The following is a 19,831-nucleotide window of genomic DNA, read 5'->3' on the forward strand; positions in this document are numbered from 1 at the left end:
CGCTGGCGCTGCGGGGCTTTCCGCCAATGACCATCGCCGCGCTGCGGATTTCCATCGGCGCGCTCTGCCTCTTGGGTGTGGTCAAGGCCATGGGCATCGCCCTGCCCTCCCTGCGGTCCCGCGAGGGCCGGATCATCTGGGCCTGCGCCGCAGGCATGGGGTTCTTCTCCAATGCCCTGCCCTTCACGCTGCTCAGCTGGGGACAGACTTATGTGGCTAGCGGCTTTGCCGGGGTCTGCATGGCGGTGGTGCCGCTGTTTGTGCTGCCGCTGGCGCATGTGCTGGTGCCGGGCGAGAACATGACCCTGCGCCGCAGCATCAGCTTCCTGATCGGCTTTGCCGGCGTGGTGGTGCTGATCGGGCTTGATGCCTTCCGCTCCGCCGGAACCGATTTTGAATCGCTGGCCCGCATCGCCTGCCTTGGCGCCTCGCTGTGCTACGCCATCGGTTCGATCATCACCCGGCTTTGCCCGCAGGTGAACATGCTGTCGCTCTCCGCCGCAGCGCTCCTCTGCGGTGCCGCCATGATGACCCCGGCCGCGCTCTGGGCCGAAGGCGTGCCGGAGCTGCCCGCCGCCCTGCCGCTGGGCGCTGTGATCTACCTTGGCCTGCTGCCAACAGCTCTCGCCCAAGTGCTGCTGGTCCAGGTCGCCCGCAGCGCAGGCCCGGCGTTCCTGTCCACCGTGAACTATCAGGTGCCGGTCTGGTCGGTGGTCTTCGGCGCCGCGCTGTTGGGAGAAACCCTGCCGCCGCAGCTGTTTGCCGCCCTGGCGCTGATCCTCGGGGGCCTCCTCCTCAGCCGCAGCCGCCGCCCGCGGACAGCGTAGGCTCCGAACGTTTCGATCGATAGCAAAGCAATTGCCATTGACCCCGCCCGCCCGGCGGGGTCTTGTCGCGCGGTGAACCGGCACGAGGAACCCATGCCCGATATCGCTCCGCGCTACTGGCTGATGATTGCCACCCTCGGCTTTGTCTGGGGTGCGACTTTTCTGCTGATCAAGCTGGCACTGGACGGGATCACCCCGTTCTGGCTGGCGGCAGGACGGATCGGATTTGCCGCACTGCTGCTCTGTGCAGTCTGGGGTTGGCGTGGCTTCAAGCTGTTCAAGGGCGAAGCCAGCTGGGGACCGCTGATCCTTGTCGGCATCATGAGCACCGCCCTGCCCTTCATGCTGATTTCCTGGGGCCAGCAGCATGTCTCCTCGGGCTTTACCGGCGTCAGCATGGCGGCGATCCCGCTGATGGTGCTGCCGCTGGCGCATTTTTTCGTGCCCGGCGAGCAGATGACACTGCGCCGCCTCATTGGTTTCAGCATCGGTTCTGCAGGCGTTGCACTGCTGATCGGCGGCAAGGCGTTTGAGAGCAGCGGCGCGGAGCTGGAGGCCTACGGCCGTGCCGCCTGCCTGTCGGCGGCGGCCTGTTACTCTATCAGCTCAATCCTGACCCGGCGCCTGCCGCCCGCAGACCCGGTCGGGCTGGCCGCGGTCTTCCTGGTGATCGGCTGCTTTATCATCTTCCCGGCCGCTTGGGCCACCGAAGGCCCGCCGGTGATGCCGGATACCAGAACGCTGCTGATTGCCGCCGTCCTTGGCCTGATCCCAACAGCCGCCGCCAACCTGCTGCGGGTGATCGTGGTGCGCGAAGCCGGCCCCACCTTCATGACCCTCACCAATTACCAGGTGCCGGTCTGGGCGGTGGTGCTGGGCGCAGTGTTCCTTGGCGAGGAGCTGCCGCCTTCGATGCTGCTTGCGATGGTGATGATCCTGGGCGGCCTGGGCCTCAGCCAGCTCGGCAAGCTGAGGCGCTTATTTGGCAAAGGGGGCTGACCCTCCGGGTTTTACTCCGCGACGGCAGCCTCAACTGCGGCCACAACGCTGTCGACCGCCAGCGTCATCAGCCCGGCATCCTCGCATTCCGCCATCACCCGCACCAAAGGCTCGGTGCCGGATTTGCGGATCAAAAGCCGCCCCTGGCCATCCAGCATCTTTTCAGCCGCGGCAATCGCCTCCTGCACGCGGGCATCCTCCAGCGGCACCTGGCCCGCCTGGAACCGCACATTGCGCAGCCGCTGCGGCACGGATTCGAACTGATGCGCCAGATCCGAAGCCTTTTTGCCGGTCTGCACCATCTCAGCCAGAAAATGCAGCCCCGCCATCAAGCCGTCGCCGGTGGTGGCGTAATCGCTCATCACGATATGGCCGGATTGTTCGCCGCCAAGGTTGAAGCCGCCTTCGCGCATCCGCTCGACCACATAACGGTCGCCCACTGCCGTGCGCTCCAGGCCCAGTCCCTTGCTTTCCAGATAACGCTCCAGGCCAAGGTTCGACATCACCGTTGCCACCAGCGCCCCGCCCGCCAGCTGGCCCTGCTCGGCCCAGCGGGTTGCCAGCAATGCCATCAGCTGGTCGCCGTCGGCCACAGTGCCGGTCTCGTCGATCACGATCACCCGGTCGGCATCACCGTCCAGGCAGATACCCACATGGGCGCCATGCGCCACCACGGCCTCTGCGGCCGTCTGCGGCTGGGTCGAGCCGCAGCCGCGGTTGATGTTCAATCCGTCCGGCGCCACCCCGATCGGAATCACATCGGCGCCCAGCTCCCACAGGATCTCAGGTGCGGTCCGGTGCGCCGCACCATTGGCACAGTCGATCACCACCTTCAGCCCGTTCAGCCGCAGATCGCGCGGCAGCGAGCTTTTGACCCGCTCGCCATAGCGGAAACGGGCGTCGTCGATCCGCTTGGCGCGGCCGATATTGGCAGATTGCGCAGGCTCCACACCCGCGTCGATCAGCGCTTCGATCTCCATCTCGGCACTGTCCGACAGTTTATAGCCATCGGGGCCGAAGAACTTGATGCCGTTGTCTTCGGACGGGTTGTGGCTGGCCGAGATCATCACGCCAAGATCCGCCCGCATCGAGCGCGTCATCAGCCCCACCGCCGGAGTCGGCACCGGCCCCAGCAGCAGCACATTCATCCCGGTTGAGGTCAGCCCTGCGGTCAGGGCGTTTTCAAACATATAGCCCGACAGCCGAGTATCCTTGCCGATCACCACCCGGTGCACACCGGTCGCGTCACGCCGGAAATACCGGCCCACGGCTGCGCCGATGCGCAGTGCCATGTCAGCGGTCATGGGGTGAACATTGGCGGTGCCGCGCACGCCGTCTGTGCCAAAGAGTTTACGCATTATGCTTTCCTGCCCAAAAGAGCCTTAACGTACGGCCTGCCACAGACGCAGCGCCTGCACCGTCTCGGCGACATCATGCACCCGCAGGAATTGCACGCCTTGTGCCAGCGCTGCAAGCCCTACCGCAATCGAGCCCGGCGCCCTGGCATCGGCGCGCGGCTCATCGCCGATCTTGCCGATAAAGCCCTTGCGGGACACCCCCAGCAAGATAGGGCAGCCCAGCCCATGGAACAGGCTGAGATTGCGCAGAAGCGTCAGGTTGTGCTCCTGCGTCTTGCCAAAGCCGATACCGGGGTCGATCACGATCTGCTCGCGGATCACGCCGATGGCTTCCAGCCGGTCGATCTGCTCGCTGAGAAAGTCATAAACGTCCAGCAGAACATTGGCGTAATGCGGATCATCCTGCATGGTCGCCGGGTCGCCCTGGGCATGCATGATGCAGACCGGCACGCTGGCCTGCGCCGCCAGCGGCGCCAGCGCGGGGTCATAGGTAAAGCCGGAGACATCATTCAGCAGGCTGGCGCCGGCCTCCAGCGCCTCCATCCCGACATTGGCCTTGCGGGTGTCGATGGATACCGGCACCGAACTTTCCGCACGGATCGCCGCGATCACCGGCGCAGTGCGGTCGATTTCCTCGGCCTCGGGCACCTCTTCGGCGCCGGGACGGGTGGATTCACCGCCCACATCAATGATTGTGGCGCCCTCTGCCGCCATCCGCAGCGCCGCTGCCTTGCCGGCTTCGGCGCCCGCGTGGCGGCCGCCATCCGAGAAACTGTCCGGCGTCACGTTCAGAATGCCCATGATCTGCGGCTGGGTCATATCCAGCCCGGCAATCGAAGCGCGGCGCGCGCTCAGGCGGCGACGTTCGGCCTCAGGCACAAAGCCGACCGGAGCCACCCGCGGCGGCGCCTCACGGCTCAGGATTTCAACTTCGGTGAACCACAGGGCACTGCCCGCCAGAGAGACGGCGCCTTCGGGGCGCGCCTCGCCATGTCGAACCAACGGCCGGTAATATGTCACAGTTGTGCTTGCTCCACGCTGACGGCCCGCAAGGGGACACCGGGATTATCAGGCAAATCCCCGCCAAGCACAATCATCTCGCCAGCTTCAAAAGTCGCCGCAAACCAGGCCGCCAAGGCAACTGTATCCGACGGCGGCGCCGAGGGCCCGTCGACCGCGTCCAGCACGATCTTGGAGGGCGCCCAGACGCAGATCTGGCCGTTCTTCATCGCCCAGTCCAGTTCGGTCCGGGTCGAGACCACCACACAGCGGTCGTCCTTGGCCGCCAGGCGCCAGGCATTCTGTTCAATTGCCAAAAGATCGATGCGGCGCTGGGTCCATTTGTGCCCGGTCTGCGGCACCTGCAGCGGATGCGCCTCTGTGCACAGGATCAAGGGCCGCTGGCGGCACTGCATCTGGTCGATCCAGCCAGCCAGGTTGCCGCTGTCGATCGCCGCATTCGACAGATACATCAGCCGCGGGTGCGGGCGCTCTTCCTCGTCCACCGAATGGGTCAGCTGGTCCTTGGAGCGCACGACCTCGACGCCCAGCGCGCCGGGGCCGCGGTCCAGCTTCTCGATCCGCACAAAGGCGCGTACTGCCTGATGCTCCAGCAGAATCCGCTCAGCCACACGTTCGGCCAGGGTCTCCAAGAGGTTCAGCCGCTCAGCGGCCAGCTCATGGGCAATCGCCTCGGTCAGCTTGTCATAAGACAGAATCCGGTCGACATCGTCATCCAGGTCCTTTGGCAACGGTGCAATTTCGACCACCACATTGAAGCTGATCCGCTGGGTGGAGCCGCGCTCGGCCTGGAAGGCGCCGATCTCAACCTCGACCGTGTGATCGCGCAGGGAGATGCGGTCCAGCGGACCCGGCGCTGCAGTCGCCATGGAACGCTCGGACGGATGCGCAAAGGCAAGGCGGATTTCAGAAGACATGGGAAAACGGGCCTTTGGCTGGCTGGTCGGGTGATGGGACCCAACAATAGACTTTCGGCGCCTTCATAACAGGGCCGCAAACGCCACGCCAGTATCCGAAAGCGGCACCCCGGTGCCGCCTTCAGGCAGTCAGTTGCTCAGCGCAGTCTGGTAGCGATCGTCACGGTAGAACAGATGCACACCGATGCGCGCAGTGTTTGTGAACGTGCGGCTCCAGCGCGGCTTCACCGCAGTGGTGTGATAGTAGGTTGCACCTTCTGTCAGCTCGGTCTTGAGCCCGTCCAGCGCCGCGCGCGCCACCTTGGCCACACGCTGGTACGCCTTTTTCTCGTGCACCACTTCCTTGTGGCCGTCGCAGGTGTAAGTGAACTGGCACTGGTATTTGCGCCCTGTGCCCTGCTTGATCACCCCGCACAGGGTGTTCGGAAACTGGGCGCTCCTGACCCGGTTCAGGATCACTTCCGCCACCGCGAACTGGCCTTTCACCGTCTCGCCGCGCGCTTCAAAGTACAGCGCTTCGGCCAGACAGGCGAATTGCTCGTCGCCCTTGGCTTCCGGCTGGGCATCCAGCCAAGCGTTGCTGTACTCCACCTGCGTACGCGTCTTTCGGTTTTTGAAAGGGTTGGAGCGGAATCCGAAGAATCCGCTGAATTTCCGCGCAGGAACCGCGCTCAGACTGGCCTGCTCGCGCTCGATCAGCGCATCCAGACCGGTTTCCGCGGCAACACTCTTACCCATCGTGATGGTGGCAGCCATCACGGCAATCATAGTCAACAATTTCATTCAGGGTTCCCCCGTCCTAGCAGCTTGCGCCTAGTTCCCCTGGCACATGCGATCGCACCCCATAATGGAAATGGTTCGAAACGTCCAGCTTTCCAGCCGGAACCGCACATCATTGGAAACCACCCCGGCGGCCGGTGTTACCCCGGCAGCGGCTGGATGCCCTGGATTTTCTTAATATTTAGTATAGGTTGGAGCGATCTGGCCGGTCTTGCCCGAAATTGCAAGCTGTGCGGCAGCAAGCCGCGCAACCGGAACCCGGAAAGGCGAGCAGGACACATAATCAAAGCCCGCATCGCGGCAGAAAGCAATCGATTCGGGGTTGCCGCCGTGCTCGCCGCAGATCGACAGGGTGATGTCGCCGTTCTCCGCGCGGCCGCGCTGAACACCCAGTTTCAGCAGCTCCCCGACCCCGTCGGTGTCCAGCACATGGAACGGATCCTCCGGGAACACTCCCTGATTGACGTAATCCGACATGAACCGCCCGGCGTCATCGCGCGACAGCCCGTAGGTCATCTGGGTCAGGTCATTGGTGCCAAAGCTGAGGAATGACGTATGCGGCGAAATCTCCCCCGCTCTCAGCGCTGCCCGCGGCGTCTCCATCATCACCCCAAGCCGGTAGGTGAAGTCCTGGCCGCGCTCGGATTTCACCGCCGAGGCCACAGCATCTACACGCGCCTTCACCAGTTCCACCTCGCGCTTGGCCGAAACCAGCGGGATCATGATCTCCGGCACCACCGGCTCACCTTCCTGCGAGGCCTCCAGCGTGGCCTCAAAAATCGCACGTGCCTGCATGTCATAGATTTCCGGCACCGTGACCCCAAGCCGCACCCCGCGCAGGCCCAGCATCGGGTTGTACTCGCCCATCTCCTCGACCCGGCGGGTCACATCGCTGACCGGAATTCCGAGCGCTTCGGAAAGCTCCCGCTGCCCGGTCTTGGTGGCGGGCAGGAATTCATGCAGCGGCGGGTCGAACAGGCGGATGCAGACCGGCATGCCTTCCATGATCCGGAACAGCTCGCGGAAGTCGTCGCGTTGCATTGGAAGCAAACGTTCCAGCACCGCTTCCCGGCCGGAGGGCGTCTCGGCAAAGATCATCTCCCGCATCACCGTCAGCCGCCCTGGTTCAAAGAACATATGCTCAGTCCGGCAAAGCCCGATGCCTTTAGCGTTGAATTTCCTTGCGGTTTCAGCATCTTCCGGAGTGTCAGCATTGGCGCGGATATCAATGTCGCGCACTTCGTCAGCCCAAGCGAGGATGGTCTGCAAAGCACCATCCTGGGCCGCTTCCAGCATTTCCGGCTGACCGGCCAGCACCTCGCCGCTGCTGCCGTCGATGGTGATGGTGTCCCCCGCCTTGAACACGCGGCCGTCCTCCGCGCCCAGCATCTTGCGCTTGCTGAGGAACTTCAGGTTCGAGGCCCCGACAATGCAAGGCAGACCCAGACCGCGGCCGATCACCGCCGCGTGGCTGGTCATGCCGCCCTTCTCGGTCAGAACACCTGCCGCGGCATGCATGCCGCGCACGTCCTCCGGCGAGGTCTCGCGGCGCACCAGAATGCAAGCCTCGCCGCGGGACGCGCTGGCCTGCGCTTCGGCCGCTGTAAAGACCAGCTTGCCGGTGGCTGCCCCCGGGCTCGCGGCAATGCCGCAGCCGATGACGTCGCGCTCGGCATTCGGGGCCACCTGCCGGTGCAAAAGCTCGTTCAGCATATGCGCATCGAGCCGCATCAGCGCCTCTTCCTGCGGGATGATACCGTCCTCGGCCAGTGCCACTGCAATCCGCACTGCCGCCCGCGCCGAACGCGCCACCCGGACGCCGTCCAGAATATGCACCCGGCCGTTTTCGATGACGAACTCCAGCTGCATCTCCTCCCGCAGCCGTGCCCGCATCAGCGCCGCATGGGATTTCAGGTCCGCAAAGGCTTCGGGTGCCACATCCTCCAGCGACGGTCCGCGTTCATCCTTGGCGAGATACAGCGCCCTGGCGCCCGCTCCCAAAGCGTCCCGCCCCTGGCTCTGGCTCAAGTAGCGTCCGGTCAGCTGCGGTTTGCCGGTGGTGGAATTCACCAGCTGCAGCACGCCCGAACCGCATTCCCCCTGGCCAACGCCGGGGATCATCTCTTGCACCACAAGCCCGAGCCCGGCATCCGCCGGCGCCCCCTTGGCCTGGCGCAGCAGGCGGGCTGAAGTGCCTTCCCAGGCCCGTGCCATCGAGCGCAGCACCGCCGCCAGCTGCTCTTCCGGATCCTGGGGAAAATGCTCATCCGTCTCGGCCTCATAGGCGTGCAGGATCTCGCTCAGCGCATCCGGCCCGCCGTCCTCGACATCGTCGAACACATCCGGATCCAGCCGCGCCACATGCACCGCATAGGACTGCACGAACCGCAGGTACAGCGCCGCGGCCGCGTCGCGCCCCAGGCTGTCGCAAAGATCGACATAACGGGCATCATTCATGCCAATATTAAGGATCGCCCCAGGCCCGCCCCAATCCGGGTCTTCCGAGGAAGGGCGCACGCACAAGAGCGCTTCCGGGTCGAACTCTCCCAGCACCGCCGGCAAATCCGGCATTTCCCCTTCGGCAATCGCATGCACCGCATCAAAGGACAGCGCCACCGTGCGCGGCACCGGCAGGTCCAGCCGCACCAGCCGCTGCAGACATTTCGCCCTGCCGCCATGAGAGGCGGTGGCAATCGGCGCGGTCGAAGTGATCAGCGAGGCCGGCGGGGTCTGTTCGAAATCTTTCTGCACTGCAGCACGTCTCCTTTGCCTGTCACCATAAGGGGATGGGGCGATGGCGCAAGGGTCTTGTAACAGTGCAGCGGCGGATATGGCCGGGCGGAAAAGAAAAACCGGCCTTCCCTTGCGGAAAGGCCGGTCCCTGCGGGGCGGGTATTTCAGACCAGAAAGAAGCAGCGGGTGCGGCGCTCAACCCTCGACCTTGGTGAGGTCCGCCACCTGGCCGCAGACCTGGCGGATCTGGCTCAGCAGGTTCAGGCGGTTGCGGCGGACAATCTCGTTCTCCGCATTCACCTGCACTGCTTCAAAGAACGCATCGATGGGCGCGCGCAGGGCGGCCATGCCCCGCATGGCAGCCGCGAAATCTTCGGCCTCGATGGCCGGAGAGATCGCATCTCCGCCCGCTGCAAGCGCATCGAACAGTGCAGTTTCGGTCTCATCCTCGGCAAATTTGCGGTCGGCGCCAAAGGAGTATTCGACACCGTCCTTCTCCTCGGCCTGGCTGAGAATATTGCTGGCGCGCTTGAAGCCCTGCAGCAGGTTCTCGCCGTCACCGGTCTTGAGGAAGTCCTCCAGCGCGCGGGCGCGTTTGACCAGCAGTGTCAGATCGTCATTGCCCTCCATGGCGATACAGGCATCGATCACGTCGTGGCGGATGCCCTGATCGCGCAGGAAGACCTTCAGGCGGTCGTGGAAGAAGGACAGCAGATCAGCAGAGGCGGACGCCGTCACCGCATTTGCTGCTTCAACCTGGTGCGCCATGTCATGCACGCGTTTCTTCGCGGCTTCCAGCTCTTCGCCGGATGCGTCTTTCTCCGCCGCCTTGGCTTCCAGCAGCGCTCCCTGCCAATCGGCAAGCTTCAGGAGGGTCTGCAGCGCTGTCTCGAAGCTTTCTTTCAGGTTCAGCCGCAGATCGTTCTCCAGCACCAGACGGATCACCCCCAGCGCAGCACGCCGCAGCGCGTAAGGGTCCTTGGATCCGGTGGGTTTCTCGTCAATCGCCCAGAAGCCGGTCAGCTTGTCCAGTTTTTCCGCCAAAGCCACGGCAACAGAGACCGGTTCCGCCGGCACGTCATCTGCCGGACCCAGCGGCGAATAATGCTCTTCGCTGGCCTTGCCGACTTCCGCCGGCAGCTCCGCCGCATCCGCATAGTAACGGCCCATCAGCCCCTGCAGTTCCGGGAACTCAAACACCATTTCGGAGCAGAGGTCGCCCTTGCAGGCTTGCGCTGCCTGCAGCGCCAACGCCGGGTCGGCATCCACTTTGGGCGCCAGCGCCTGAGCCAATGCGGCAATACGGTTCACCTGATCGCCGACAGAGCCCAGCTGCGCGTGGAAGGTCACGCTCTCCAGCTTCTCGACCCAAGGCTCAAAGCCTTGTTCCTTGACCGTGCGCAGGTCGTTCTCCCAGAAGAACTTGGCATCGGCCAGGCGCGCCGACAGCACTTTCTGGTTGCCTGCCAGGATCGTCGCGCCATTGTCCGCGGTTTCGCGGTTGGCGACGGTGATGAATTTCTCAATGCGGCCCGTCTTGGGGTTCTTTACCGAGAAGAATTTCTGGTGCTCCTTCATCGAGGTCTGCAGCACCTCCGGCGGCAGCTCCAGGAACTCCGCATCAATCGCACCCACCAGTACCACGGGCCATTCTACGAGGCCCGCAACCTCAGCCAGCAGGCCCTTGTCCTCAACCACGTCCAGCCCGTTGGCAAAGGCCTGGTTGGTGGCTTCCTGCCAAATCGCCTCGGCGCGTTCGCGGGCGTCCAGCACCACATAGGCGCGCTTCAGCTTGGCGGCGTAGTCGTCAAAGCCGGTGACCGTGATCTCGTCCGGCGCCATGAAGCGGTGGCCACGGGTGGTATTGCCCGACTTGATGCCCTCGACTTCCATGTCGACAACCGAAGCGCCGGCCTCGTCCGTGAGGATGCAGAGGATCGAGTGCAGCGGCCGCACCCAGCGCAGGGAGCCCGCGCCCCAGCGCATCGACTTCGGCCATGGGAAATTGCGGATGGTGGCTTCCAGCACTTCGGCAATGATCTCTGCTGCCGGGCGGCCCGGCTTTTCGATCATGGCAAAGTAAACCGCGCCCTTGGGGGTATCGCGCTCTTCCAGCTGATCGCGGGTCAGGCCTGCACCGCGCAGGAAGCCCTCAATTGCCTTGTCCGGCGCGCCGACCTTGGGACCTTTGCGCTCTTCACGGATGGTGGGGCTTTCGGCCAAGAGGCCATCCACCGCCAGGGTCAGGCGGCGCGGGGTCGACAGCGCTGCAGCACCAGCATAGGTCAGGCCTGCCTCGACCAAACCGTCGGTCACGCGCTTTTTCAGGTCTTCGGCTGCACGCGCCTGCATACGGGCCGGGATTTCCTCGGAAAACAGTTCAATCAGCAGATCGGGCATCAGATATCCTCACGGATGGCCGCGCGGGCGGGCGCAGCAAAAAGAATGAAAGTGGCGGGCGCGGCGCAGGCGGTCATCAGTTCCCCTCGCCTGCCTCGGGCCGGGGCGGGCATTCCTCGCCGACCACGGTGCCGTCATAGGCTTTCTTGCCGCAATTGTTCAGCTCGTGCCAGGCATAGCCGCGGCCGTCATCGGTGACAGCGACAATGCGGTCGACACCATAAGAGATGTTCTTGACCGACAGGAAGGACTTGGCCGAGCCATCCGCCAGCCTGGCACCGATAGCGGCTGCGTCGAAACATCCGAACCAGCCCGGCGCATTGCGCGGCTCGACCTTGTCGGACAGGGTGAAGACCTGCGCCAGCTCGTCCGGGGTCACCTTGGTGCGGAAACAGGCACGGTAGCGGATCGGCGAGCTGCCGGCGTCAATCGCTTCGAAGTCCGAATAAGCGACCGGCTGCGCTTCGCCGCCGTCGAGCGGCACCAGCATCACATCGCGGCCCGGCTGCAGCTGCACGTCTTCATAGAAGCCGTGGACTTGCAGGTAATACATCGCAGCGCCAGCCGCCAGGCCGGAGGCGATCAGGATCACGGCAAGCACTTTACCCAGCATCAGATGGCCCTCCGGCAGGTTCGGGCCGCAGCAAAGCTCCGGGGTGTGCAGTCCAGCAAGACCTTCATCGCAGCACCTATACCCAATACAGATTGATGTACGGGCGCCGCATGGCTTCTGCCTGGGTCTGCAGCCGTTCAAAGACCGGGATATAGCGGGCCGGATCAAAGCGCTCGTGCGTTTCCACAAAGATGCAATCGATCCGGTTCAGCACCGGCGCCGCCAGCAAAGCGTCAAGCACATCCCATTCCGCGCCTTCGATATCCATCTTCAGAATGCGGATATCGCGGTCCAGCGCCGTCAGATAGGCCACCAGGTCCACAACCTCAACCAGGACGCCGTTGTCTTCGCTCATCTCGCGGTCGGTGCGCACGATTGAGGACATGGCGGTCCGGCCAGACGGGTCATCTTCCGACCACTTCACCGAGCGGCGCAGCATCAGCTGCTCGGCCCGCGCGCCGGCGGCCTTGTGCACCAGTTCGACATTGGGCAGCTGCCCGCAGGCGGCCTGCAGCTGTTCATAGGCGCCCGGATCCGGCTCAAAGCTGATCACATCGGCGCCGGTTTCGGCCAGGCGCTGGCTGATTTCGCCAACATTGGCGCCAAGATCGATACAGAGATCTCCCGCCTTGGTATCGGCCAGCACCTGCGAGAAGGTGTCCAGCGCCCGCGCGCACAGACGCCGCTTCAGCTTGCGATTGCAGATGTAGCCCAGCTTGCCCGGCAGGTTCTGCCCGACAGACATAAAGACCTCAAAAGCGCCGGACGGCACCGGACGCACCGCCTTGGGAATGAACCGCTCCGTCATGCTGCAGTTTCCCCGGTGAACCCGCCAGCCTCAGTCAGGACAAAGGCGTCGGCGCATTGCTTGGCCAGCGCCCGGACGCGGCCGATGTAGGCCTGCCGCTCGGTGACCGAAATCACCCCGCGGGCATCCAGCAAGTTGAAGATGTGGCTGGCCTTGATGCACTGGTCATAGGCAGGGTGCGCCATGATGATACGCTTGCCGGTCTTGGGGTCCATGTGCTCCTGCGCCAGGATGGCGGCGCATTCGGCCTCGGCTTCCTCGAAATGGCGCAGCAGCACCTCGGTGTTGGCGACGTCAAAGTTCCAGCGGGCGTATTCTTCCTCGGTCTGCTTGAACACATCGCCATAGCTCAGCGGGATCAGCGCGTCCGGGTCATTGAAGGGCATGTCCATTACGTGGTCAACGCCAAGCACATACATCGCCAGACGCTCCAGCCCGTAAGTCAGCTCGCCCGACACCGGGTGGCAGTCATGGCCGCCCACTTGCTGGAAATAGGTGAACTGGCTGACTTCCATACCGTCGCACCAGACTTCCCAGCCCAGGCCCCAGGCGCCCAGTGTCGGCGACTCCCAGTCATCCTCGACAAAGCGGATGTCGTGCAGCTCCATATCCACGCCGATCGCTTCCAGCGAACCCAGATACAGCTCCTGCAGGTTCGGCGGCGAGGGTTTGATCAGAACCTGGTACTGGTAGTAATGCTGCAGCCGGTTCGGGTTCTCGCCATAGCGCCCGTCGGTCGGGCGGCGCGAGGGCTGCACATAAGCCGCGGCCCAGGACTTGGTTCCCAGCGAGCGCAGCGTGGTTGCCGGATGGAAGGTACCGGCGCCGACTTCCATGTCATAGGGCTGCATCACCGCGCAGCCTTTTGCGGCCCAGTAATTCTGAAGCCTCAGGATAATCTCTTGGAAGGAGCGCGGCGCGCCGTTGGTCTGGGTCATCTCTCGTCCCTTTGAGGACAGCAATTGACGTGAATTCGGGCGCATGCTGCTGCAGGGCCAAAATCAGATGGAACGCCAAAAGGTGCCTGTAGGTGTCCAAAGTTGTGTCTTGGGTCATATGCAAGGCTCCGGGCAGGGTCAACGCCCTGTCCTGCCTTGCCGGGCGCCATCCGCCCCGCTGGCCGCCCTCTATTGGCAACAAAAGTGCACAAATGCGGCAACAGGTCGGGAATTCCCCTCCAGATCAGGAGTTCCATTTGCCGCCGCAAAATGCTTAATCTCCGCAGCAAAGAATAAGAGTTCGCTGGGATACGAGGCCCTGACAATGAAAAAACTGTTTGCCGCTCTGGCCCTGCCGCTGATTGCGCTGGCCATTGCGTTCACTGCGCCGGTTTCCGCGCAAAGCAGCCGCGATGCGGTCTGGATCCAGATCGCCGCCCGGCCTTCCCTGCGCGAGGCCGAAAGCGAAGCCCGCACCTATGCCGCCCGCCTGCCCGATGTCTCGGGCTATGCGCTCGGCGGCGGCTGGTACGGTGTGGTGATCGGGCCTTACGCCCGTGAAGACGCCGAACGCGTGCTGCAGGTCTACCGCGCCGAAGGCCAGATCCCGCGCGACAGCTTCATCGCCTTCCGCCGCAACCTGCGCAGCCAGTTCTACCCGGTGGCGGCAGATGCCGCCCAGCCCGTGGAACCGGCCCCTGCCCCGGCAGCGCCCGCAACCGCCGAGCCCGAACCGCAGCAGCAGGCGGCCATTCAGACCACTCTGCCTGATGAGACCCCGGCAGAGGCCCGCCGCAGCGAGCGTGCCCTGTCGCGCGAGCAGCGGATGGAGCTGCAGGTTGCCCTGAAGGCGGCCGGGTTCTACACCTCCTCAATCGACGGCGCCTTCGGCCGCGGCACCCGCGCCTCGATGAGCGACTGGCAGGCCGCGCGCGGCTTTGAGCCGACCGGCGTGCTGACCACCGCCCAGCGCCAGGTGCTGATGGATGAATACAACGCCCCGCTGATCTCGGTCGGCATGGCCCGGGCTGAAGACGCCAAGGCCGGCATCGCCCTGCAGATCCCTGCGGGCGAAGTGTCTTTCACCCGCTATGAGGCGCCCTTTGCTCATTACGGCAGCAAGGGTGATCTGGGCGTGAAGCTCTTGCTGATCAGCCAGCCCGGCGACAAGCGCACCCTCTTTGGCCTTTACGACATCCTGCAGACGCTGGAAATCGTGCCGCTGGAAGGCCCGCGCCAGCGCGGCACCGACAGCTTCACCATCGAAGGGCGCAACAGCAAGATTGTCTCCTTCACCCAGGCCAGCCTCAAAAACGGCGAAGTCAAAGGCTTCACCCTGATCTGGCCCGCAGGCGACGAAGACCGCCGCACCCGCGTCCTGGCCGCAATGCAGGAAAGCTTCACCCGTCTGGACGGCGTGCTGGACCCGGCCGAAGGCGGCGATGCGGTGCAAAGCATCGACCTGGTCTCCGGCCTGGATATCCGCAAGCCGAAACTGTCGCGCTCGGGGTTCTTCGTGGACGCCGAGGGCAGCGTGCTGACCACCTCTGACGTGGTGGCCGGCTGCACCCGGATCACCCTGGATCACGGCTACCAGGCCGAGGTTGCCGCCAATAACACCGCCGACGGCATTGCCATTCTGAAGCCTGCACAGGCTTTGGCCCCCGCCGCGGTTGCCGGTCTCAGCACCGCCTCGCCGCGGCTGCAGTCCGAGGTTGCGGTCTCCGGCTTCTCCTATGAGGGCGTGCTGGGCGCTCCCAGCCTCACCTGGGGCAAGATCGCCGATGTGAAAAGCCTGGACGGCAACACCGGCGTTGCCCGGCTCGAGCTGGCGGCGCAGCCCGGCGATGCCGGCGGCCCGGTTCTGGACAGCACCGGTGCGGTGCTGGGCATGCTGCTGCCGCGCCAGATCGAAGGCAAGCAGCTGCCCGAAGGCGTGAGCTTTGCGGTCAACGCCGAAGCCATCCGCGGCGCCCTGAGCGCAGCGGGCCTCAGCGCCGCCGAGCAGAACGCTTCCGCAGGCAGCCTGCCCAATGCGGCAATCACCCGGCTTGCCTCCGGCATGACCGTGCTGGTCAGCTGCTGGGAGTAAGCGCGGGGCCTTGCCGGGCCATCCGTTTCAAGGACATCAGCCGGTGCGGTCTCCGCGCCGGCTTTTTCGTGCCTGCCTAATGGTTTGCCCTACTCCGGCGGACTGCTCCCGCCCGGTTTCGGGACCCTGCGGGCCCTCACCCCGTTGGGCATGGCACCGCACCAGGGTGCGGTGCTGCGCCGCGCATTCGCGCGGCGCCCGGCCCAAGGCTGCCAAGGGGGCTGGCGCAGCCAGGCACCTGCGGGCGCGGGAGCCCTCTGCCCGAGGCCGGCCAGTTCGGTTCAATAGGGGTGGATACGGCCGTCCCAGGTGTGGAAACAGCCAGTGGTTTCCACTGTCAGCACCTCGAATTCGTTGATCAGCCCAGCCACAGACTCGTCTACCGTGATATCGCCCTCATCGCCGCCCATATCGGTGCGCACCCAGCCCGGGTGGTAGATCCCAACAGCGATTCCCTCAGGCTGCAGATCCGTGGCCAGATTCCGCCCGATATTCAGCGCTGCCGCTTTTGACGCGCGGTAGGCATAGCTGCCGCCCGGCGCCCGTGCCTGGCTCGCCATCTGCGACGACAGAATGGCGATCTTGGGATTTTCCGCCAGCCGCAGGTTCGGCAGCATCGCCTGCACCGTCAGGAACACGCCGGTCACATTCGCTGCCAGCGTCTTGGCCCAGACTTCGGCCGAGTAATCCTCCAGCGCCATCGCCTTATCGATATAGACACCCGCGTTGCAAACCAGCAGGTCCACCGGCCGGTCCTTGATCTGGGCTGCAAACCGCGCCTGCTGGCCAGGGTCCGACACATCCAGCCGCACGCCCGAGGAGTGGTCGCGCGAGGTGCCGGTCACCTCATACCCCGCCTCCTGCAGCCGCTGCACCAGCGCCTTGCCGATCCCCCGACTGGTTCCCGTCACAACTGCATGCATGCCTCAGGCCCTTCAGTTCAAGTTACGTCAGTTTGATTTCCGGCCGGGGCGGAACGGCAGCGGCATCACCGGCACGCCTTCCTCGATCAGCTCGCGCGCGTCTTCCAGCTTGGCCTCGCCATGGATGGCCCGTTCCGGCGTCTCGCCCAGATGCATGGCGCGGGCTTCCTGCACAAAGCTGTCCCCGACATAGTCGGAGTTTTCCTCAACCTTCTTGCGCAGATCGGCAATTGCCTGCTCGACCTCGCCGGACGGGCGGCTGAGCATGCCCGGACCTGCCGGAGCAGGAACCGGCGCAGGCGCAGGCGCTGGGGCCGGTGCAGCGGCAGGGGCCGCCTGCCGCTCGGGCTCGCCCACGCCGGAGACCGCCTTGCGACCGGGACGCACCCGGGGCGCCATGATGGCCTTCTCAACGCTGGTGCCGCCGCAGACCGCACAGGTCACCATCCCGGCGGCCGCCAGCTTGTCAAAGGCCGCCGCCGACTGGAACCAGCTGTCGAACTCATGGCCGTCCGCACATTTGAGGCTGTATTGAATCATGCTTTCCCTCTTAGCAGGAAAGGCTGATTAAATCTCCATTTCCGGCGAGTGCAAGGCCTGTTGCCGCTCAACGCCTCGCACCAGCCCTTTGCAGCCTCAGCTGCAGCCGGGCCGCAAGCTCTTCCTGCGGCATGTCCGCCTCCACCGCGAGCCGCCGCAGTCCGAAATGCACATGCGCCATTTCCCGGTAATAGCCTGCAAAGACATAATTGATGGTCGCCCCGGCCACGGCACCGGCAACCGGCACAGCCTGAGCGGCCAGCTTCTGCCCCAGCACTGCACCCAGCTTTGGCGCTACCTGGGCAATCAGCTTGTGCAATCCTCCCGGCAGACCCAGCCGGACAGACACGAACCCCAGATCAGCCCCGTCATCCTCAGCCAGAGGGCCTGCCGACGCAAACACCTGGATGCAATCGAAGGTCACGCTCTCGGCCTCGGGGTCAAACCCTTCGGCTGCAGCGGCGCCCTGAATGCTCCGCAGCAGAAAGGCCGTGGTCGCAGGCAGCTCCACCAGCGCTCCCGGCAGGCCCGCGGCACCGCCTGCCGCGCCCATGGCAGCGCTCACCACCCGGTCGACACCCGGCTTCTGGTCCGGCACCAGGCGGCGCGACTGGCTGGCGCCCTTCATGGCAAGGCGAAGCGCGGATTCCGTGGCTCCAGTCAGCCCCTCCCGCACAGGTGCGGGCAAACGTTCCAGCAGGCTCTCGCCGCTGCCGCCCAGCCGGTTCAGCAGATCCACGCCGAATCCGCCGGCCGCGCGGTACCGCTTGGCCAAAGCGTCCAGCTCGGCGTCCACATCCTGCGGGCTTAGCTCCCGCGCCTTTGTCAGAATATCTGCCACACGCGCCTCCTCTGCCCTTTCAAAGATCGGCAGCATGAGGCCCGATTTCAACCCTGCCAGCGGGCAACCTGGCCTTGAATGCCTTCCCAGGCACCGTCTTGCAGCGCCAGCCCCAGCACCCGCTCCGGGTTGGTCGGCGGCGGCATTTCCACGCCGGACAGCTTGGTAAAACCAAAACGCTGGTAATAGGGCGCATCCCCCACCAGCATCACCCGTGCCCAGCCGGTTTCTTCACCCTTGGCCAGGCTGTCGCGAATCAAGGAACCGCCCAAGCCTTCCCCCTGGCGGGTCGGGTGCACCGCCACAGGCCCCAGGAGCAATGCAGGCGAATCCCCGATCAGCACCGGCCAGAAGCGGATCGCCGCGGCCAGAATGCCGTCACTGTCGCGCGCCACCTGGCTGAGGCCCGCAACCGGCGGCACCCCGTCGCGCAGGCGGTAGGACGACAGCGCCTCGCGGCCCGGTGCAAAGCACAGGTCATACAGCGCCTCGACCTCCCACCGGTCGTCCGCAGTTTCCGCTGTCAACTCGATCACGCCGCCCAGTCTCCGCCCTGTCTCCGCCAATTTCCCCTGCAGGCTGGCGTTTGGCCTAGCACGGGCGTAAGCCTTGGGCAAACACCTATAGACCAGAGCAGGACCCCCGAATGTTCTACCGCCCCGAAGACGGCCACGGCCTCCCCCACAACCCGTTCAACGCCATTGTCACGCCCCGCCCTATCGGCTGGATTTCCTCGCGCTCCGCAGACGGGGTGAACAATCTGGCGCCCTATTCCTTTTTCAACGCAGTGGCCTATACCCCGCCGCAAGTGATGTTTGCCTCCACCAGCACCAAGCCGGATCAGGAAGGCACCAAGGACTCGGTCGCCAATATCGAGGCGACCGGCGTCTTCTGCGTCAATGTGGTTTCCTACGCGCTGCGGGACGCGATGAACGCCAGCTCCGGCGCCCTGCCCAAGGAGACCGATGAGTTCGCCCACGCAGGTCTCGGCGCCACCGAATGCGAAACCATCAACTGCGCCCGCGTCGCCGCGGCTCCGGCCGCGCTGGAATGCAAGCTTACCCGCATCGTCACCCTGCCGGGGGAAGCCAACAAAGTGGTGTTCGGCGAAGTCACCGGCGTGCACCTGCGCGACGACTGCCTGCGCGACGGCGCCTTTGATGTCACAACCTTCCAGCCGCTGGCGCGCCTCGGCTACCGCGACTACTCGGTGGTGCGCGACCTGTTTTCCCTGTCCCGCCCCGGCGAGTGAGGCTCCAGGATGCCGCTGCCTGATCCGTCTCTCAAGAACCCGGTCACCCTGCCCGATGGCAGCCAGCATGATGGCACCGTTATGCTGTCCCAGGTGCTGGATCATCCCAACATCCAGGCCGGAGACTACTCCTACGCCTCAGATTTCGACCCGCCGGAGAACTGGGCCCAGCACCTGGCCCCCTACTTGTTTCCCGGTGCGCGGGAACGCCTGATCATTGGCCGTTTCTGCCAGATCGCCCACGGGGTGCGCTTCATCACCTCCTCGGCCAACCACGCCCAGGACGGGCTCAGCTGCTATCCTTTCCCGGTCTTCGATCCAAGCCAGATGGCAGGCTACCAGCCCGACACCCGCGACACGGTGATCGGCAATGACGTCTGGATCGGCTACGGTGCCCTGATCCTGCCGGGCGCCCGCATCGGTGACGGCGCCATCATCGGTGCTGGCGCCGTGGTGCGCGGCGCCATCCCGCCCTATGCCATCGTCACCGGCAACCCGGGCGCGGTGCAAAGCTTCCGTTTCCCGAAACCCCAGATCGCCCGCCTTCTCAGCCTCAAATGGTGGGATTGGCCAGCTGAGCTGCTGACCCGCGCCGAACCCGCCCTCCTCGCGGGCGACCTCGACATGCTGGAAACCCTCGCCCCAGACTGACCCCAGCACCTTGCATCTGCTGGTCCGGAGCCGCCGTCGCCTGAAACCGGACGGCCGCGCGGGGCCTGCGGGGCCAAGGCAAATCGCCGAGGGGCCCCGCCCTGGCGGGGAGACGGCTATTTGCCTTGGCGCGGCGGGG

The 19,831-nt window shown here is 64.9% G+C and carries 18 protein-coding genes; 5 read left to right on the forward strand and 13 right to left on the reverse strand.

Annotated features, from left to right (window positions below; translation table 11 throughout):
• A partial coding sequence (locus tag RA20_RS08590) for a DMT family transporter (protein WP_039126872.1) occupies positions 1-827 on the forward strand: 827 nt, incomplete at its 5' end.
• 93 nt (positions 828-920) lie between these two features.
• The gene (locus tag RA20_RS08595) at positions 921-1,826 is read left to right on the forward strand and encodes a DMT family transporter (RefSeq protein ID WP_039126876.1); all 906 of its coding nucleotides are present in this window, start codon (positions 921-923) and stop codon (positions 1,824-1,826) included.
• Positions 1,827-1,837: 11 nt separating this feature from the next.
• Here the strand turns inward: RA20_RS08595 and glmM are convergent, their stop codons facing one another.
• The 9 genes from glmM to RA20_RS08640 form a co-directional block, all read right to left on the reverse strand.
• Positions 1,838-3,184 carry a phosphoglucosamine mutase gene (gene glmM / locus RA20_RS08600; RefSeq protein ID WP_039126878.1) on the reverse strand — a complete coding sequence of 449 codons (1,347 nt, stop codon included), beginning with the start codon at positions 3,182-3,184 and terminating at the stop codon, positions 1,838-1,840.
• Between the two features lie 24 nt (positions 3,185-3,208).
• Positions 3,209-4,204: a dihydropteroate synthase gene (folP, locus tag RA20_RS08605; protein ID WP_039126881.1), complete on the reverse strand. Its 996-nt coding sequence runs from the start codon at positions 4,202-4,204 to the stop codon at positions 3,209-3,211.
• Positions 4,201-5,121, reverse strand: a complete 921-nt coding sequence (locus tag RA20_RS08610; RefSeq protein WP_039126884.1) for a dihydroneopterin aldolase — start codon at positions 5,119-5,121, stop codon at positions 4,201-4,203. Before RA20_RS08610 ends, folP begins: the two co-directional genes overlap by 4 nt.
• 129 nt (positions 5,122-5,250) lie before the next feature.
• Complete coding sequence (locus RA20_RS08615) at positions 5,251-5,904, reverse strand: cell wall hydrolase (RefSeq protein WP_039126886.1); 654 nt, start codon at positions 5,902-5,904, stop codon at positions 5,251-5,253.
• A gap of 171 nt (positions 5,905-6,075) precedes the next feature.
• Positions 6,076-8,652 (reverse strand): putative PEP-binding protein, encoded by a 2,577-nt coding sequence (locus tag RA20_RS08620; RefSeq protein ID WP_039126889.1) that lies wholly within the window; start codon positions 8,650-8,652, stop codon positions 6,076-6,078.
• A 177-nt stretch (positions 8,653-8,829) separates the two neighbouring features.
• The gene (gene glyS, locus RA20_RS08625) at positions 8,830-11,034 is read right to left on the reverse strand and encodes a glycine--tRNA ligase subunit beta (protein ID WP_039126890.1); all 2,205 of its coding nucleotides are present in this window, start codon (positions 11,032-11,034) and stop codon (positions 8,830-8,832) included.
• Between the two features lie 76 nt (positions 11,035-11,110).
• A complete protein-coding gene (locus tag RA20_RS08630) occupies positions 11,111-11,647 on the reverse strand; it encodes a DUF6446 family protein (protein ID WP_039126892.1) in 537 nt (178 codons plus the stop codon).
• A gap of 76 nt (positions 11,648-11,723) precedes the next feature.
• Positions 11,724-12,455 carry an FkbM family methyltransferase gene (locus RA20_RS08635; protein WP_052248893.1) on the reverse strand — a complete coding sequence of 244 codons (732 nt, stop codon included), beginning with the start codon at positions 12,453-12,455 and terminating at the stop codon, positions 11,724-11,726.
• The gene (locus tag RA20_RS08640) at positions 12,452-13,393 is read right to left on the reverse strand and encodes a glycine--tRNA ligase subunit alpha (protein WP_039126894.1); all 942 of its coding nucleotides are present in this window, start codon (positions 13,391-13,393) and stop codon (positions 12,452-12,454) included. Before RA20_RS08640 ends, RA20_RS08635 begins: the two co-directional genes overlap by 4 nt.
• A 325-nt stretch (positions 13,394-13,718) precedes the next feature.
• On the opposite strand from RA20_RS08640, the gene RA20_RS08645 reads away from it, so the two are divergent.
• Positions 13,719-15,485 carry a trypsin-like peptidase domain-containing protein gene (locus RA20_RS08645; RefSeq protein WP_039126896.1) on the forward strand — a complete coding sequence of 589 codons (1,767 nt, stop codon included), beginning with the start codon at positions 13,719-13,721 and terminating at the stop codon, positions 15,483-15,485.
• A 281-nt stretch (positions 15,486-15,766) separates the two neighbouring features.
• Here the strand turns inward: RA20_RS08645 and RA20_RS08650 are convergent, their stop codons facing one another.
• The 4 genes from RA20_RS08650 to RA20_RS08665 form a co-directional block, all read right to left on the reverse strand.
• On the reverse strand, positions 15,767-16,408 hold the full coding sequence (locus tag RA20_RS08650) for an SDR family NAD(P)-dependent oxidoreductase (RefSeq protein ID WP_039126898.1): 642 nt from the start codon (positions 16,406-16,408) through the stop codon (positions 15,767-15,769).
• Between the two features lie 27 nt (positions 16,409-16,435).
• Positions 16,436-16,948, reverse strand: coding sequence for a DUF1178 family protein (locus RA20_RS08655; RefSeq protein ID WP_039126900.1), 513 nt, complete (start codon positions 16,946-16,948; stop codon positions 16,436-16,438).
• A gap of 67 nt (positions 16,949-17,015) precedes the next feature.
• Positions 17,016-17,789 (reverse strand): EcsC family protein, encoded by a 774-nt coding sequence (locus RA20_RS08660; protein WP_039126910.1) that lies wholly within the window; start codon positions 17,787-17,789, stop codon positions 17,016-17,018.
• A gap of 47 nt (positions 17,790-17,836) precedes the next feature.
• Positions 17,837-18,325 carry a GNAT family N-acetyltransferase gene (locus tag RA20_RS08665; protein ID WP_039126902.1) on the reverse strand — a complete coding sequence of 163 codons (489 nt, stop codon included), beginning with the start codon at positions 18,323-18,325 and terminating at the stop codon, positions 17,837-17,839.
• 110 nt (positions 18,326-18,435) lie between these two features.
• Here RA20_RS08665 and RA20_RS08670 point away from each other — a divergent pair, with 110 nt between their 5' ends.
• Together RA20_RS08670 and RA20_RS08675 are read left to right on the forward strand one after the other, a co-directional pair.
• The gene (locus RA20_RS08670) at positions 18,436-19,041 is read left to right on the forward strand and encodes a flavin reductase family protein (RefSeq protein WP_039126904.1); all 606 of its coding nucleotides are present in this window, start codon (positions 18,436-18,438) and stop codon (positions 19,039-19,041) included.
• A 9-nt stretch (positions 19,042-19,050) separates the two neighbouring features.
• Positions 19,051-19,692: a CatB-related O-acetyltransferase gene (locus RA20_RS08675; RefSeq protein WP_039126906.1), complete on the forward strand. Its 642-nt coding sequence runs from the start codon at positions 19,051-19,053 to the stop codon at positions 19,690-19,692.
• Positions 19,693-19,831: the final 139 nt, after the last annotated feature.

This window comes from Leisingera sp. ANG-Vp, assembly GCF_000813725.1.
Lineage (GTDB): Bacteria > Pseudomonadota > Alphaproteobacteria > Rhodobacterales > Rhodobacteraceae > Leisingera.

Coding starts and splice junctions, on each gene's coding strand:
- RA20_RS08595 (WP_039126876.1), top strand. CDS start 921: ATGCCCGATATCGCTCCGCGCTACTGGCTGATGATTGCCACCCTCGGC.
- glmM (WP_039126878.1), bottom strand. CDS start 3,184: ATGCGTAAACTCTTTGGCACAGACGGCGTGCGCGGCACCGCCAATGTT.
- RA20_RS08610 (WP_039126884.1), bottom strand. CDS start 5,121: ATGTCTTCTGAAATCCGCCTTGCCTTTGCGCATCCGTCCGAGCGTTCC.
- RA20_RS08615 (WP_039126886.1), bottom strand. CDS start 5,904: ATGAAATTGTTGACTATGATTGCCGTGATGGCTGCCACCATCACGATG.
- glyS (WP_039126890.1), bottom strand. CDS start 11,034: ATGCCCGATCTGCTGATTGAACTGTTTTCCGAGGAAATCCCGGCCCGT.
- RA20_RS08630 (WP_039126892.1), bottom strand. CDS start 11,647: ATGCTGGGTAAAGTGCTTGCCGTGATCCTGATCGCCTCCGGCCTGGCG.
- RA20_RS08635 (WP_052248893.1), bottom strand. CDS start 12,455: ATGACGGAGCGGTTCATTCCCAAGGCGGTGCGTCCGGTGCCGTCCGGC.
- RA20_RS08640 (WP_039126894.1), bottom strand. CDS start 13,393: ATGACCCAGACCAACGGCGCGCCGCGCTCCTTCCAAGAGATTATCCTG.
- RA20_RS08645 (WP_039126896.1), top strand. CDS start 13,719: ATGAAAAAACTGTTTGCCGCTCTGGCCCTGCCGCTGATTGCGCTGGCC.
- RA20_RS08650 (WP_039126898.1), bottom strand. CDS start 16,408: ATGCATGCAGTTGTGACGGGAACCAGTCGGGGGATCGGCAAGGCGCTG.
- RA20_RS08655 (WP_039126900.1), bottom strand. CDS start 16,948: ATGATTCAATACAGCCTCAAATGTGCGGACGGCCATGAGTTCGACAGC.
- RA20_RS08670 (WP_039126904.1), top strand. CDS start 18,436: ATGTTCTACCGCCCCGAAGACGGCCACGGCCTCCCCCACAACCCGTTC.
- RA20_RS08675 (WP_039126906.1), top strand. CDS start 19,051: ATGCCGCTGCCTGATCCGTCTCTCAAGAACCCGGTCACCCTGCCCGAT.